This is a genomic window from Streptomyces sp. NPDC016851 (genome assembly GCF_055562795.1).
Window position 1 is genome coordinate 145892 of sequence record NZ_JBVHEP010000004.1, and the last position, 14505, is coordinate 160396.

The following is a 14505-nucleotide window of genomic DNA, read 5'->3' on the forward strand; positions in this document are numbered from 1 at the left end:
GAGTTGAGTGGTCATGCTCGATCACGTCATCAAAGGCGCGACCGTCGTCGACGGGACCGGTGGGCCCGGACGTGTCGTCGACGTAGGCATCCAGGATGGGCGGATCGCCGTCATCGGCGAGGTCGATGGGGAGGCGCGCACCACTGAGGACGCCGCCGGCCTCGTCCTCACCCCCGGCTTCGTCGACCCCCACACCCACTACGACGCGCAGCTCTTCTGGGATCCGTACGCCACGCCCTCCCTCAACCACGGGGTCACCACCGTCGCCGGCGGGAACTGCGGTTTCACCCTCGCGCCGCTGCACCCGGACCGGCCCGAGGACGCCGACTACACGCGGCGGATGATGTCCAAGGTCGAGGGCATGTCGCTGGTGGCGCTGGAGGAGGGGGCGCCCTGGAACTGGCATTCCTTCGGGGAGTACCTGGACGCCCTGGAGGGGCGGATCGCCGTCAACGCCGGGTTCATGGTGGGGCACTGTGCGCTGCGGCGGTACGTGATGGGGCCGCAGGCCGTCGGCGGGCAGCCGACCGGGGAGCAACTGGCGGCGATGGTCCGGCTGTTGCGGGAGTCCATGGACGCCGGGGCCTGGGGGCTGTCCACCACCCAGTCGACCAGCCACTCCGACGGCGACGGGAAACCGGTCGCCTCCCGGCACGCCGGGCCGGCCGAGCTGCTGGCGCTGTCGCGGGCCGTCGGGGAGCACGAGGGCACGCAGATCGAGGCGATCGTCGCGGGCTGTCTGGATCAGTTCAGCGACGCCGAGATCGACCTGTTCGTGGAGATGAGCGCGGTGGCGGGGCGGCCGCTGAACTGGAACGTCCTGACCATCGACGCGGCCGTGCCGGAACGGGTGCCCCGGCAGCTCCTGGCGAGCGAGCAGGCGCGGAAGGCGGGCGGCCGGGTCGTGGCGCTCACCATGCCGATCCTCACGCCGATGAACATGTCGCTGGGCACCTTCTGCGCGCTGAACCTCATCCCCGGGTGGGGGCCGATTCTCGGGCTGCCCGTGCCCGAGCGGATCGAGAAGCTCCGTGACCCGGACGTACGGGACGGGATGCTGCGGCGTGCCCGGTCCAAGGAGGCGGGCGTTTTCCGGCGGCTGGCGAACTTCGGGCGGTACGTCATCGGCGACACCTACAGCGAGGCGAACGCCGGGCTGACCGGCCGGGTGGTCGAGGACATCGCCGAGGAGCGCGGGCAGGAACCCTTCGCTTGCCTGGTGGAGATCTGCGCCAACGACGGGCTGCGCACGGTGCTGTGGCCGATGCCGCCCGACAACGACCCGGCGTCCTGGGCGCTGCGGGCGGAGACCTGGCGGCACGAGGACGTGCTGCTCGGCGGGTCCGACGCGGGCGCGCACCTGGACCGGATGTGCGGGGCGCCGTACACGACCCGGTTCCTCGGGGACTGTCTGCGCGGCCGGAAGCTGGTCGGTCTGGAGCAGGCCGTGAAGATGCTGACCGACGATCCGGCCCGGCTCTTCGGTCTGCGCGAGCGGGGGCAGGTGCGGGAGGGCTGGCACGCCGACCTCGTCCTGTTCGACCCGGAGCGGATCGGCGCGGGCCCGGCCACCCTGGTGCACGACCTGCCGGGCGACAGCCCACGGCTGGACTCCCGTGCGCTGGGCGTGCGGGCCGTGTGGGTCAACGGGGTCGCGGCGATCCGGGACGACGTGGTCACGGGTGCCGTGCCGGGGCGGGTGCTGCGCTCCGGCCGGGACACGGCGACGGTGAGCACGAGGTGACGGCACGGCAGTCGCTCTTCGTCGGCGGCTCCTGGGTGGAGCCGGACGGCGGCCACTACGAGGTGATCGACCCGGCGACCGAGCAGACCGTCGGGTGGGCGCCGGAGGCCTCGCGGGGTCAGGTGCACGCGGCCTGCGCCGCGGCCCGCGAGGCCTTCGGGCCGTGGTCGGCCACGCCCGTGGAGGAGCGGGCCGCGGTCCTCGCCCGCGCCGCGGACATCATCCGGGACCGTCTCGTGCCGTACGCCGAGCTGGCCCGGGCGGAGACGGGCGCGACCACCGGCACCGCACGCGCCATGCAGGTCGGGGTCGCCGCCGCCCGCTTCCGGCGCTACGCGCGCGTGGAGCCCGCCGAGTGGGCGATCCCGCCGCAGATCAACGAGGCCGGGCCGATGGGGCGGGCGGGCGTCATGGGCGCACTCGCCGTACGCCAGCCGGTCGGGGTCGTCACCTGCATCACCTCGTACAACAACCCCTGGGCCAACCCGGCGGGCAAGATCGCCCCGGCCCTGGCGATGGGCAACACGGTCGTGGTGAAGCCGGCGCCCCAGGACCCTCTGTCGGTGTACCGGATGGCGGAGGCGCTGGAGGCGGCGGGTGCGCCGCCGGGGGTGGTCAACGTGGTCAGCGGTGCGCATACCGAGGTCGGTGAGGCGGCCGTGGCGTCGGCGGACGTCGACATGGTCAGCTTCACCGGCTCCACGGCGGTCGGGCAGCGCATCGCCGAGGTGTGCGGGCGCGGCATGAAGCGGCAGTTGATGGAGCTGGGCGGAAAGGGCGCGGCGATCGTCCTCGACGACGCCGACCTCGGCTCGGCGGTCTCCGGCATCGGCACGACCTTCTCCTTCTACAGCGGCCAGATCTGCACGGCACCGACCCGGGTGCTGGCGCAGCGGGGCATCTACGACCGCCTGGTCGAGCAACTGGCCGCGTACGCACGCCGATTGAAGGTGGGAGACCCCCGCGAGCCGGACACGGTGGTCGGTCCGGTGATCTCGGCGGCGCACCGGGACCGGGTGGAGTCGTACGTCGAACTCGGCCGGAAGGAAGGCGCGACGGTCGTCACGGGCGGCAACCGCCCCGCCCTGCCGACCGGCTTCTACGTCACCCCGACCCTCCTCGCCGACTGCACCAACGACATGCGTGTGGCCCGCGAGGAGATCTTCGGCCCGGTGGTGGTCGTCATCCCCTTCGAGGACGAGGAGGAGGGCGTGGCCCTGGCCAACGACACCGACTACGGCCTCATCGACTACGTCTGGTCGGGCGACGTGGCCAGGGCCTTCCGGCTGGCCCGGCGCCTGCGGGCAGGCGGCGTCGGCGTCAACACCGTGGGCCGCAACATGGAGGCCCCCTTCGGCGGCTTCAAGAAGAGCGGCGTCGGCAGGGACGTCGGCTCGTACGCCCTGCACGCGTACAGCGAGGTGCAGGCGATCGTGTGGCCGGGGTGAGGGCCGCGCGCCAGGGGGTGGTCAGTCCGTCAGATCCACGCGCACGGTCAGCAGATCCGTCCCGAACGCCCGGACCCCCAGCCCGTTGACCCTCGGCAGCCGCCGCAGCCGCGCCACCGGATCGTCGTCCGGCAGCAGATGCGCGACGCCCGTGTGCCACCGCCCCCGGATCCGCACCCGCACCCGCGGATCGGCCTTGATGTTGCGCACGTACTGCGACCGTTCCCCGAACTCCGACACCAGCCAGAAGGATTCACCGACGCGGCGACCGCCCACCGGGGTGCGGCGGGGCAGGCCCGAGACACGGCCCTTCGTCTCCAGGACGGACTGGAGGGGAAGGCGCCGCATGAGCGGGTTGACCCGGCGCTGGAAGGCCGTGGCGGCCCGGAATCTCAGATCGGCGAGGCGGGACATCGTCGGGGGTCTCCTTGGCGCGAAGCTCTGCCCTCGGATCACGCGGCGGTCTTGGCCGACCGAGCGTAGGAGAGCAGGGCGCGGAACGCGGTGTGGCTGGTGGTGATGACGACTTGGGGCGGGTCGGGGCGGTCGGTTATGTGGACGGAGTCGGGGCTGACGGATATGTGGACGCAGGCCTCCCCTTCTTGGCAGTGAGACGACTTCTGCCAGTGGTGCGTGGGCATACCGGCTCCTTCACAGGTTCTGGGCGATGGCGTGGATCAGGTCCCGGGACTTCTCGGGTCTGAGCGCGGCGGCCTCGACGACGTCCAGGAGTCGTCGGTACCTCTCCAAATGTGCCTCGGCGTCGAGCAGTACGGGACCGTGAAACTGGTCCAGTTGTACGGTGTCCAGCTCCGGTACGGGACCGCAGAGGTAGTTGATGGACTGGCCTGATCCCGGGAACGCCCCCACGTCGAAGGGAAGTACCCGAAGGGTGATGTGCTCCCGCTCGCTCATGCCGATCAGATGCTTGAGCTGCTCGCGGGCCACCCGTCGGCCCCCGACCCGCATGTGCAGGGCGGCTTCGTGGATGACGGTGCTGTACGGATTCGGGTTCTCGCGGAACACCACGTCCTGGCGTTTGATGCGGTGCGACACGCGGTGCTCCACCTCCGGCGGGGTGGGAGTCGGGATCGCCTGACTGAAGATCTCCCGGGCGTGCTCGGTGGTCTGGAGCATGCCGGGGATGTGCGAGGTGAAGGCGGTACGGATGGCCGATGCGTGATGCTCCAGCTCGGCGAGGGTGAGGAGCCCCGACGGAAGCACCTCGCGGTACGAGTCCCACCACCAGCCGCGTGTCTTCTCACCGGCCATGTCCACCAGGGCGTCGATGTAGGGCTGGTTCGTACACGAGTACACGTTCGCCATGGCCCGGACCCGGTCCGGGCTCACTCCGAACCTGGCCGACTCGACGTTGCTGAGTTGACCCGAGCTGGTGCCGAGCATCTGTGCGGCCTCGGTCGAGGTCAGGCCGGCCCGCTCGCGGAGTTTGCGCAGTTCGGTCGCGAGCCGGACGCGTCGGGCCGTTGGCGCGGGCCTTGGCGTCATGAGACCTCCTCCTACTGGACGTGCCGGTGCTTGTCACTCACACGAGGGGGATAACGCCGAGATTCTTCGAAAGCTCGCAAAGCAGCTTTGCAGAGCCCCTATCTTCATTCCCGGGCACCGTAGGCAAGACCCCAACTCCCCTCAGCAACCGGAGACTTCCGATGGCCACCGTATCCCCGTCCTGGAACTACACCCTGCACCTGCCGCACGATCCACGCGCACCCGGCATCGCGCGCGGCACCCTCAGACTCATTCTCGCCGCTCACGAGATGCCCGAACTCGTCCCGACGGCGGAACTCCTGGCCGCCGAACTGCTGGCGAACTCGCACTGCCACACCAAGGGGCCGTACGCCCTCCGCGTCCGCTCGGCGGAGCCCGGCCGGCTCCGTGTGGCCGTATGGGACACAGACCCTCGTGTCCCGCCCGGCTTCTCGAACGGAGGATCCCCGGCGCCCCCACCAGACGCCGAGCACGGCCGCGGCCTCCCCCTGGTCCGGGCCTGCGCGGACGCGTGGGGCGCGTCGGTGCTCCGCGAGCTGGGCGCGTCGAAGGGCGGCAAACTGCTGTGGGCCGAGTGCGGGGGCGGAACGGCGGCGTGGTGAGCGGGGCTGTGCGGGCCGTAGGTCTCACTGACGCCCGAGAAAGATCGGGTTCGTGAACGCGGCCAGCACCCCCGGCACCGGCCCCGCCGCCGCCTCGTGCCGCAGTTCCGCCCGTACGTACGCCGCGTACGACGGCGTCGTCCGCCACTCGACGGCACCCGAGCCGGACACCGGCAGCGGGGCGCTGGTGTGCAGCGCGCCCTGGTCGGTGACGAAGCGGACCGTGCAGCGCGGGGCGCCCGTGACCTCCAGGCGGACGGTGACCGGGGTGTCGCGGTCCACCCGCAACCGCTCGCCGATGCCCGCGTGGGCGCCGCGCCCGCCGGACGCCCGGAACGACAGGTCGACCTTGGCGGACTCGGCGACGTACGACCGTCCCGCCCGGATGCCCTCCTGGATGGCCTGCCGGGTCAGGTCGTCGGCCAGGACGACCGTCTGCGGGTGCCCGACGGCGTCCGGGTCGCGGTGGGCGTCGCTGCTGCCCATCGCCGGGATCCAGTCGCGCCCGTCCCGTACGGACGCCACCAGCATGCTGTCCCAGTCGGCGAGGGTCACCTCGTCGTCGGGCGTGTAGGGGCCGTTCCACACCTCGACCGCGTCCGCCTCGCCGAAGCCGAACTTCCAGTTGCAGCCTACGCACGTGGCGTGCGGGTGGGCCGGGACGACCAGGCCTCCGGCGCGGCGGATCCGGCCGGCGAAACGGCCGAAGCGGTTGTCGCGGGCCCGGTAGCGCCAGTCGACGAAGGTGCCCGGGTCGGTGCCGAGCGCCACCACGTGGCCGTTGCGCGTGGTGACCTCCTCGCCCAGCATGACCAGCAGGTCGTCCCCGGCCACGTCCGACCAGTGGGCGTGCGCGGAGTGCGTGTTGTGCTCGGAGGAGTTGATGAAGTCCAGGCCCGCCGCCCGCGCCAGTGCCCCGATCTCGGCGGGGGTGCGGCGGCCGTCGGAGTACCAGGAGTGCAGGTGGCAGTCGCCCCGGTACCAGGCACGGCCCCGGCCCCTGGCCCGGTCCGGCGGGTACACCGGCCGGGCGGTCTCACCCGGCTCGCCGTACGTCAGCGTGATCGTGATCTCGTACGACAGGCCCTGCGGGGCGACCGTGTACGGGCCGAGCGCGATGTGCCAGGTGCCCTCGCGCACCGGGCCCGGGAGGTAGCCCGGCGTCGCCTCGTCCGCGCGGATGAAGAACTCCGTGCGCGCCCCGCCCGACCAGCCCCGGAAGCCCCGGCCGCCGAGCTCGGTGCCGCGGTCGTCGAAGATGCCGATGTCGAGGGCGTTGCCGGTCGTGCCGGCCGGGACGGACGGGCGGTCGTAGCTGTAGGCGACCTTGAGCTCCCGGACACCGGCCGGGATCTCGACGGGCACGTACACGAAGTCGGGGGAGCCGGGCGGCAGGGTGCCGCGCACCGTTCTGCTCTCCTGCTCCCCGTCGGCCGCTGAAGCGAAGCTCACGCTTCCCAACGTAAGCGCGGCGGCCGCTCCCGTCACGAACAGAGCGCGCCGGCCGAGCCCGCCGTGGTGGTCCTCGCACATGCTGCTGCTCCCCAGTGTCGTCCGCTGACATGGCATGGGTGGTGCGGGGGTGGTGCGGTGCAATCCTTGTATTGAGCCGTGAACCGGCGTGCAAGGGAAGGGAATCCGGGGGCGGGAAACAGCCGAACAACGGCGCGTCGGCACCTGCACCTGGTGATGCCGACCGGTCGGTATCGACAGTCACGCGCCCCTCAGGTACAGATGACTCATGCGCATCGCCGTGACGATCTTCCTCACCGACGAGACGATCACTCCGACCCGGCTCGCACGCGAGCTGGAGGACCGTGGTTTCGCCGGGCTGTATCTGCCCGAGCACACGCACATCCCCGTCGAGCGGACCACCCCGTACCCGGCGGGCGGCGAGCTGCCGCGCGAGTACGGCCGTACGCTCGACCCCTTCGTGGCGCTCGGCCAGGCCGCCGCCGTCACCGAGCGGCTCGGGCTCGGCACGGGCATCACGCTCGTCGCCCAGCACGACCCGATCGACCTGGCCAAGCAGGTCGCGACCGTCGATCACCTGTCCGGCGGCCGGTTCACGCTCGGGGTCGGCTTCGGCTGGAACGTCGAGGAGGCCGCCGACCACGGCGTGACGTGGCGCACCCGGCGTGAGCTGGTGCGGGACCGGATGGCGCTGATGCGGGCGCTGTGGTCACAGGAACCGGTCGCGTACGAGGGGGAGTTCGGCGGCGTCCGGGCCAGTGACGCGTACCCCAAGCCGGTCCGCAAGCCGCGCGGCCCGGTCGTCGGCCCGCGCACGCTCCTCGGCGGGGCGGCGGGGCCGAAGCTGTTCGCTCACATCTGCGAGTACGCCGACGGCTGGCTGCCCATCGGCGGGCGCGGTCTGGCCGAGTCCCTGCCGCTGCTGCGCGCCGCGTGGACCGACGCGGGCCGCGATCCCGAGGCCCTGCACGTGGTCCCGTACGCCGTCCACCCCACCCCGGGCAAGCTCGCGCACTACGCGGACCTGGGCATCGAGGAGGTCGTGGCGCAACTGCCGCCGGCGGGGGAGGCGGAGGTGCTGAAGGCACTCGACGGGCTCACGCGATATCTTCCAGGTACCTGACAACTCGCTGACAACTCGCCGAGCTGACCACTCGGCCCGCACACAGGGGGAGAGCACGGCGTCATGAGGCTTGCCTGGTTATCGTGGCTCGCGCGGCATTTCACCGAATACGGCTACAGCCAAGGGCTGTTGCGCGGCTCCATCGGCACATCGGCCGTGCTCGTGACCGCCGCGCTGGTCTGGTTCGGCCTGCAGCACCGCAACAGGCCCTTCGCCGTGGCCCTCAGCGGTCTCGTGTCCGCTCTGGGCATCGGGTGGCTGGCCTTCCACTGACGGGGTCCGGCCGAGTTGATCAGCGCGATCGTATGCTCGAAGGATGACGACTTCCGCGACCTCCGGAACCGGCCCCACCGAGAACTCCATGCGTCGCGCCCTGAAACGGGCCAGGGACGGCGTCTCCCTCGACGTCGCCGAGGCGGCCGTCCTGCTCCAGGCCCGGGGTGCGCACCTGGAGGACCTGGCGGCCTCGGCCGCCCGGGTGCGGGACGCGGGGCTCGAGGCGGCCGGCCGGCCCGGCGTCATCACGTACTCCAAGAGCGTCTTCATCCCGCTGACCCGGCTGTGCCGGGACAAGTGCCACTACTGCACGTTCGTCACCGTCCCCGGCAAGCTGCGCCGGGAGGGCCACGGGATGTTCATGTCCCCCGACGAGGTGCTGGACATCGCCCGCAAGGGCGCGGCCCTGGGCTGCAAGGAAGCCCTCATCACCCTCGGCGACAAGCCCGAGGACCGCTGGCCGGAGGCGCGCGAGTGGCTCGACGCGCACGGCTACGACGACACCATCGCCTACGTCCGCGCCATCTCCATCCGCATCCTGGAGGAGACGGGCCTGCTGCCCCATCTGAACCCGGGCGTCATGTCCTGGACCGACTTCCAGCGGCTCAAGCCCGTCGCGCCCAGCATGGGCATGATGCTGGAGACGACCGCGACCCGCCTCTGGTCGGAGCCGGGCGGCCCCCACTACGGCTCCCCCGACAAGGAACCGGCTGTCCGCCTGCGGGTGCTCGAGGACGCCGGGCGCTCCTCCGTCCCCTTCACCTCCGGGCTGCTCATAGGCATCGGCGAGACCTACGAGGAGCGCGCCGAGTCCCTGTTCGCGCTGCGGAAGGTCTCCCGGGCCTACCACGGCGTCCAGGAGCTGATCATCCAGAACTTCCGCGCCAAGCCGGACACCGCGATGCGCGGCATGCCCGACGCGGAACTGGACGAACTGGTCGCCACGGTGGCCGTCGCCCGACTCCTCATGGGCCCGAGCGGCTGCATCCAGGCCCCGCCCAACCTCGTCGACGACGAGTACGAGCGGCTGATCGGCGCCGGCATCGACGACTGGGGCGGGGTGTCCCCGCTGACCATCGACCACGTCAACCCCGAGCGGCCCTGGCCGCAGATCGAGCAGCTCGCCGAGAAGTCCCGGGCCGCCGGGTTCGAGCTGCGCGAACGGCTGTGCGTGTACCCGGAGTTCGTCCGGCGCGGCGAGCCCTGGCTGGACCCGCGGCTGCGCCCGCACGTGGCGGCGCTGGCCGACCCGGAGACCGGGCTCGCGCGCCCGGAGGCCCTGCCCGAGGGCCTGCCGTGGCAGGAGCCGGAGGAGGTCTTCGTGGCGTCCGGCCGCACGGACCTGCACTCCTCGATCGACAGCGAGGGCCGCACCTCCGACCGCCGGGACGACTTCGACGAGGTGTACGGCGACTGGGGCGCCCTGCGCGAGGCGGCCGCCCCGGGCATGGCCCCCGAGCGCATCGACACCGACGTACGGCAGGCCCTGCGCACGGCGGCCGACGACCCCACGAAGCTCACCGATGACGAGGCGCTGGCCCTGCTGCACGCGGACGGCCAGGCCCTGGACGCCCTCGCGCGGGTCGCCGACGACGTACGCAAGTCGGCCGTCGGTGACGACGTCACCTACATCGTGACCCGCAACATCAACTTCACCAACGTCTGCTACACGGGCTGCCGGTTCTGCGCCTTCGCCCAGCGCCGCACCGACGCCGACGCCTACACCCTGTCCCTGGACCAGGTCGCCGACCGGGCCCAGCAGGCCTGGGACGTCGGCGCGGTGGAGGTCTGCATGCAGGGCGGCATCCACCCGGACCTGCCCGGCACGGCGTACTTCGACATCGCGCGGGCGGTGAAGGAACGCGTGCCCGGCATGCATGTGCACGCCTTCTCGCCGATGGAGGTCGTCAACGGCGCGACCCGCACCGGCATGTCGATCCGGGAGTGGCTGACCGCCGCCAAGGAGGCCGGCCTGGACACCATCCCGGGCACGGCCGCCGAGATCCTCGACGACGAGGTCCGCTGGATCCTGACCAAGGGCAAGCTGCCCGCGGCCGATTGGATCGACGTCGTGACGACGGCCCACGAGCTGGGCATCCGCTCGTCCTCGACGATGATGTACGGGCATGTCGACCAGCCCCGGCACTGGCTCGGGCATCTGCGCACCCTGGCCGGCATCCAGCAGCGCACCGGCGGCTTCACCGAGTTCGTGACGCTGCCGTTCGTGCACACCAACGCGCCCGTGTACCTGGCGGGCATCGCCCGCCCCGGCCCGACCATGCGGGACAACCGCGCGGTCACGGCCATGGCCCGGCTGCTGCTGCACCCGTACATCCCCAACATCCAGACCAGCTGGGTGAAGCTGGGCACCGAGGGCGCGGCCGAGATGCTCCGCTCGGGCGCCAACGACCTCGGCGGGACGCTCATGGAGGAGACCATCTCCCGCATGGCGGGCTCCTCCTACGGCTCGTACAAGTCGGTCAAGGACCTCATCGCGGTGGCCGACGCCGCGGGCCGCCCGGCGAAGCCCCGGAACACCCTGTACGGGGAGGTCCCCCAGGAGCGGCAGCGGGCGGCGGAGGCGTCGGACGGGCATCTGCCGGAACTGCTGCCGGTGCTGGACTGAGCCACCGGCCGGGACCTACCGGCCCCCGGCGTCCGCCGGCTGCTGTGCCGTCACGGCACGGTCGGGCGCGGCGCCGGGGCTGTTCGGCGGTGGGAGAGCCGTGCCCCGGCCCAGCCAGAGCAGGAGCAGGCCGAGCGTGCAGGCGATCGCCGGCCAGTAGACGTAGCGGAAGTCCGTCGCGGGCATGATCGGCAGATAGCCGAGGATGTAGGCCGCCGAGCTGATGCCCAGTGCCCGGACCGGCATGGAGAACCGGCCCTTGCCCGGGCGGATGGCCAGCACCAGCGCGACGGCGAGCCAGAACCATCCGCGGAACAGCCACCGCACGTCCGTCACCATGCCGTTGACGTATGTGCCGAGCATGTCCTCCAGCCGGGGATGTGCCACCTCGAGGCCCATGTCGTTGCGGCTGATCCCCGCTTTGTACGGGTCGTCGGTCTCGAACAGCAGGGTCGTGAAGAGCCGCAGCCGGTACTGGAGATAGTCCGGCACATGCCCGCTCATCTCGCGCAGCCACAGGGACGTGATCTCGCCCGAGTCCCCGCGCAGCCCGTCCGCGGGGCGTTCGTAGCAGGCCCAGTAGGCGTCCGACAGGGCCCCGACGCGCTCGCACTCCTGCGCCGACGCCACGAGCCGGTCCCTGAGGTCGCGTGGCACGTCCGCCGTCCGGAGCTCGTCCACCGTCAGTACGTGGACCAGGTCGTCGAGCATGATCTGTGCTTCCTGTTTCGTCCCGAGAGGCCCCGCGAACAGGGAGATGGCGGCGCTCGGTACGACCAGGGCGGCCACGAGCGCCGCCGTGCACGTCACCCACGTACGGCGTCCGGGGGCGCGCCACAGGGCGAGGACCAGCATGACGAAGACGGGGAGCGCGGCGAAGAAGGCGTTCTTGCGCACCAGCATGGCGTATGCGAGGAACAGCACGCCCAGCCAGAGCAGCCCCCACCGCACGGCGGGACGAGGAGGCCGGTCGTCCCGCAGCCGCAGCCCGGTGAGCGCGACCGCGCACGCGGCGAGCAGCGCGACCGCCGCGTGGACGTCCTTCCACACCACCCCGACGAACGTCAGCACGAAGGGAGCCAGACCGAGGCCGAGTACGGCGAGCGAACCGCCGCGGCTCGCGGTCAGCTCCCAGACGCACCAGGCCAGCACCCAGAGCGCTCCCCAGAAGAGAACGGCCTGGAGGACGAGCATGGACGTGATCGAGCCGGTCACCGCGATGAGCGCACGCCACACCAGGCTCAGTACGGGCGGGTGCCAGTCGGTCAGGGGCGTCTTCCCCTCGGCCTGCCGGAGCTGGTCGAGGCTGTCGGGACTCAGGTAGCCGGGGGCGAACACGAGGATCGTGCCCAGGCAGCAGACCGCGGCGACGGCGGCCAGCCCCCAGACCCAGCGCTGCTCACGCGGCAGCCATGGCATTTGTCCCATATGCCGGATGCTAGCGGGTCGCTGACGGCCCACGGCTCAGGGTGCGACGAAGACGTAGCGCCGGTAGGCGTAGAAGCGGAACAGGGTCGCGAGCGCCCAGCCGAGGATGCGGGCGGTGTTGTCGCTGAGCGCCGAGTCGAGCCCGAGCAGTTGCCGGGACGCGAAGACCGTGCCCGCGGTGATGGCGAGTCCGACGCCGTTCGCGACGAGGAACAGGCCCAGTTCGCGGGAGACCTGCTCGCGGTGCTGGTGGCGGTAGGTCCAGTAGCGGTTCCCGGCCCAGCTGAAGAGCGCGGCCGCACTCGTCGCGACGACGGACGCCTGGACGGGAGAGCTCCCCATCGGCCCACCCCGGGCGCCGCCGGGCAGGCCGAAGACCAGCAGGTTGTAGCCGCCGTTGTCCACGACGAAGGCCAGCGCCCCGACGACGGAGAACTTCGCGGCCTCACGCCAGATACCCCGGACGGCATCACGGACCGAACGTGTCACAGAGGTGAGAACCGGCACAAAGCGAGAGTAGCCACCCGGCGCGCCCTCACCTCATGGACGCGCTCATACCGCATGATTTCCCCCATATGTGACTATTTGGCACCGGCTCGCATGCTCGGATGCTCGGATGCTCGGATGAGGAGTGGGGAGTGGTTGTGGAACCGACGATCGCGTGTGTCGTGCCGTGCCACAACGAGGAGGCGGCCGTCGGCAAGGTGGTCCGCGACCTGCGCGCGGCCCTCCCCGAGGCCGTCGTCTACGTCTACGACAACGCCTCCACCGACCGCACCGTGGAGGTCGCCCGCGCGGCGGGCGCGATCGTCCGGCAGGAGCCCCGCAAGGGCAAGGGCAACGTCATCCGCCGCGCCTTCGCCGACGTCGACGCCGACGCCCTGCTCATCATCGACGGCGACGACACCTACGACGCCTCGCGCGCCCGGGACATGGTGGACCTGCTCTTCGAAGGGCCCTACGACCAGGTCGTCGGCGCCCGCCGGGTGACGGACGACGGCGCCTACCGGACCGGACACGCGGTCGGCAACAAGGTGCTCACCGGGGCCGTGCGGTCCCTGTTCGGCAACGACGTGACCGACATGCTCAGCGGCTACCGGGTCTTCTCGCGCCGCTTCGTGAAGTCCTTCCCGGCGCTGGCCCGGGAGTTCGAGACCGAGACCGAGATGACGATCCACGCCCTCCACCTGCGCCTGCCCACGGCGGAGGTGCTCGTGAACTACCGGGTCCGCCCCGCCGGCGGCGAGAGCAAACTGCGCACCTACCGGGACGGCTGGCGCATCCTGCGGGTCATCCTCGACCTGGCCCGCCGGGAGCGCCCCTCCCTCGTCCACACCGTGATCGCCGGCGTCCTGGCCCTGATCTCGGTCGTCCTCGGCACCCCCGTCATCGCCGACTTCGTCCGCACGGGCACGGTGCCCCGCGTCCCCACGGCGATCCTCGCCGCCGCGATCATGACCATCGCCGCGCTCGTCCTGCTCGTGGGCTACATCCTCGAGTCGCTCACCCACATGCGGCAGGAGCAGACCCGGCTGGTGCACCTCTCCTACCCGGCCCCCGTCCGCACCCCGCTCTACACCGCCCACGGAGCCGGCACCGGCCCCGTGCCGGTCCGCAAGACCGTGGACGGCCCCTGAACCGCCTGGGGAGCGACGGGCTCGCAGTACGATGATCGGAACCCCCGCTCCGCGGGGTCCCGTGACTGAGGAGATGCGTGCCCGTGCCTGCCCGACTTCCTTCGTGGGCCTGGGCGACCGGGCTGACCGTGGGAGCGATAGCCGCGGTGACGGTCCTGGCCGTGCAGGCGGACCAGGGCCCCCAGCCCGCCGCCACCTCGGCCAAGCCGAGCGCCTCCGCGTCGGCGGAACCCACGCCCTCGGCTTCGGCCCCGGCGAGGGTGCCCGACGGCTCCGGCACCGGCCGGCGCATCGTCTACTCCCTGGCCGAGAAGCGGGTGTGGCTGGTCGACGCGAGCGAGGCGACCCGCCGTACGTTCGCCGTGTGGCCGGGCACGGTCAGCCCCGACCCGGGCACCTACACGGTCTCGTCCCGCACCGAGGCCACGACCGGCTCGGACGGCGTCCGCATCGAGCACATCATGTACTTCGCCGCGAAGTCCGGCGTCTCCGTCGCGTTCTCCAACGCGGTCGACGGCGCCTCGCCGCCGCCCGCCGACTCCGGCGCCAAGACGGGCGGGGTCCGGATGCGGAAGGCGGACGGCACGGCACTGTGGGCGTTCGGCACGGTCGGCACGACGGTGACCGTGGTCAAGTAGGGGC

The 14505-nt window shown here is 71.8% G+C and carries 14 protein-coding genes; 8 read left to right on the forward strand and 6 right to left on the reverse strand.

Annotation, left to right across the window (positions count from 1 at the left end):
* Nucleotides 1-13 precede the first annotated feature (13 nt).
* Nucleotides 14-1744 carry an N-acyl-D-amino-acid deacylase family protein gene (locus tag ACZ3I3_RS08435; protein WP_467363573.1) on the forward strand — a complete coding sequence of 577 codons (1731 nt, stop codon included), beginning with the start codon at nucleotides 14-16 and terminating at the stop codon, nucleotides 1742-1744.
* Nucleotides 1741-3192 (forward strand): aldehyde dehydrogenase family protein, encoded by a 1452-nt coding sequence (locus ACZ3I3_RS08440; RefSeq protein WP_467363574.1) that lies wholly within the window; start codon nucleotides 1741-1743, stop codon nucleotides 3190-3192. Before ACZ3I3_RS08435 ends, ACZ3I3_RS08440 begins: the two co-directional genes overlap by 4 nt.
* Nucleotides 3193-3213: 21 nt before the next feature.
* Here the strand turns inward: ACZ3I3_RS08440 and ACZ3I3_RS08445 are convergent, their stop codons facing one another.
* The 3 genes from ACZ3I3_RS08445 to ACZ3I3_RS08455 are packed head-to-tail and all read right to left on the reverse strand — an operon-like array spanning nucleotide 3214 to nucleotide 4698.
* Nucleotides 3214-3606, reverse strand: coding sequence for a nitroreductase/quinone reductase family protein (locus tag ACZ3I3_RS08445; protein ID WP_467363575.1), 393 nt, complete (start codon nucleotides 3604-3606; stop codon nucleotides 3214-3216).
* Between the two features lie 38 nt (nucleotides 3607-3644).
* Nucleotides 3645-3833, reverse strand: a complete 189-nt coding sequence (locus ACZ3I3_RS08450; protein WP_467363576.1) for a DUF397 domain-containing protein — start codon at nucleotides 3831-3833, stop codon at nucleotides 3645-3647.
* A gap of 10 nt (nucleotides 3834-3843) precedes the next feature.
* Entirely contained in the window at nucleotides 3844-4698 is an 855-nt protein-coding gene (locus ACZ3I3_RS08455) for a Scr1 family TA system antitoxin-like transcriptional regulator (protein ID WP_467363578.1), read from the reverse strand.
* A 161-nt stretch (nucleotides 4699-4859) separates the two neighbouring features.
* Here ACZ3I3_RS08455 and ACZ3I3_RS08460 point away from each other — a divergent pair, with 161 nt between their 5' ends.
* Nucleotides 4860-5300, forward strand: a complete 441-nt coding sequence (locus tag ACZ3I3_RS08460; RefSeq protein ID WP_467363580.1) for an ATP-binding protein — start codon at nucleotides 4860-4862, stop codon at nucleotides 5298-5300.
* 24 nt (nucleotides 5301-5324) lie between these two features.
* Here the strand turns inward: ACZ3I3_RS08460 and ACZ3I3_RS08465 are convergent, their stop codons facing one another.
* Nucleotides 5325-6833 carry a CehA/McbA family metallohydrolase gene (locus ACZ3I3_RS08465; RefSeq protein ID WP_467363582.1) on the reverse strand — a complete coding sequence of 503 codons (1509 nt, stop codon included), beginning with the start codon at nucleotides 6831-6833 and terminating at the stop codon, nucleotides 5325-5327.
* A gap of 208 nt (nucleotides 6834-7041) precedes the next feature.
* Here ACZ3I3_RS08465 and ACZ3I3_RS08470 point away from each other — a divergent pair, with 208 nt between their 5' ends.
* The 3 genes from ACZ3I3_RS08470 (at nucleotide 7042) to ACZ3I3_RS08480 (ending at nucleotide 10798) form a co-directional block, all read left to right on the forward strand.
* Nucleotides 7042-7896 (forward strand): LLM class F420-dependent oxidoreductase, encoded by an 855-nt coding sequence (locus tag ACZ3I3_RS08470; RefSeq protein WP_467363583.1) that lies wholly within the window; start codon nucleotides 7042-7044, stop codon nucleotides 7894-7896.
* 63 nt (nucleotides 7897-7959) lie between these two features.
* Nucleotides 7960-8169, forward strand: coding sequence for a hypothetical protein (locus ACZ3I3_RS08475; protein WP_467363584.1), 210 nt, complete (start codon nucleotides 7960-7962; stop codon nucleotides 8167-8169).
* A gap of 43 nt (nucleotides 8170-8212) precedes the next feature.
* Nucleotides 8213-10798: a bifunctional FO biosynthesis protein CofGH gene (locus ACZ3I3_RS08480; protein WP_467363586.1), complete on the forward strand. Its 2586-nt coding sequence runs from the start codon at nucleotides 8213-8215 to the stop codon at nucleotides 10796-10798.
* 15 nt (nucleotides 10799-10813) lie between these two features.
* Here ACZ3I3_RS08480 and ACZ3I3_RS08485 read toward each other — a convergent pair whose 3' ends face one another.
* Entirely contained in the window at nucleotides 10814-12226 is a 1413-nt protein-coding gene (locus ACZ3I3_RS08485; protein ID WP_467363587.1) for a hypothetical protein, read from the reverse strand.
* A gap of 36 nt (nucleotides 12227-12262) precedes the next feature.
* Nucleotides 12263-12715, reverse strand: a complete 453-nt coding sequence (locus tag ACZ3I3_RS08490; RefSeq protein WP_467363588.1) for a GtrA family protein — start codon at nucleotides 12713-12715, stop codon at nucleotides 12263-12265.
* Between the two features lie 149 nt (nucleotides 12716-12864).
* Here ACZ3I3_RS08490 and ACZ3I3_RS08495 point away from each other — a divergent pair, with 149 nt between their 5' ends.
* Nucleotides 12865-13863, forward strand: coding sequence for a glycosyltransferase family 2 protein (locus tag ACZ3I3_RS08495; RefSeq protein WP_467363590.1), 999 nt, complete (start codon nucleotides 12865-12867; stop codon nucleotides 13861-13863).
* An 83-nt stretch (nucleotides 13864-13946) separates the two neighbouring features.
* A complete protein-coding gene (locus tag ACZ3I3_RS08500; protein ID WP_467363592.1) occupies nucleotides 13947-14501 on the forward strand; it encodes a hypothetical protein in 555 nt (184 codons plus the stop codon).
* The last annotated feature ends 4 nt before the right edge of the window (nucleotides 14502-14505 follow it).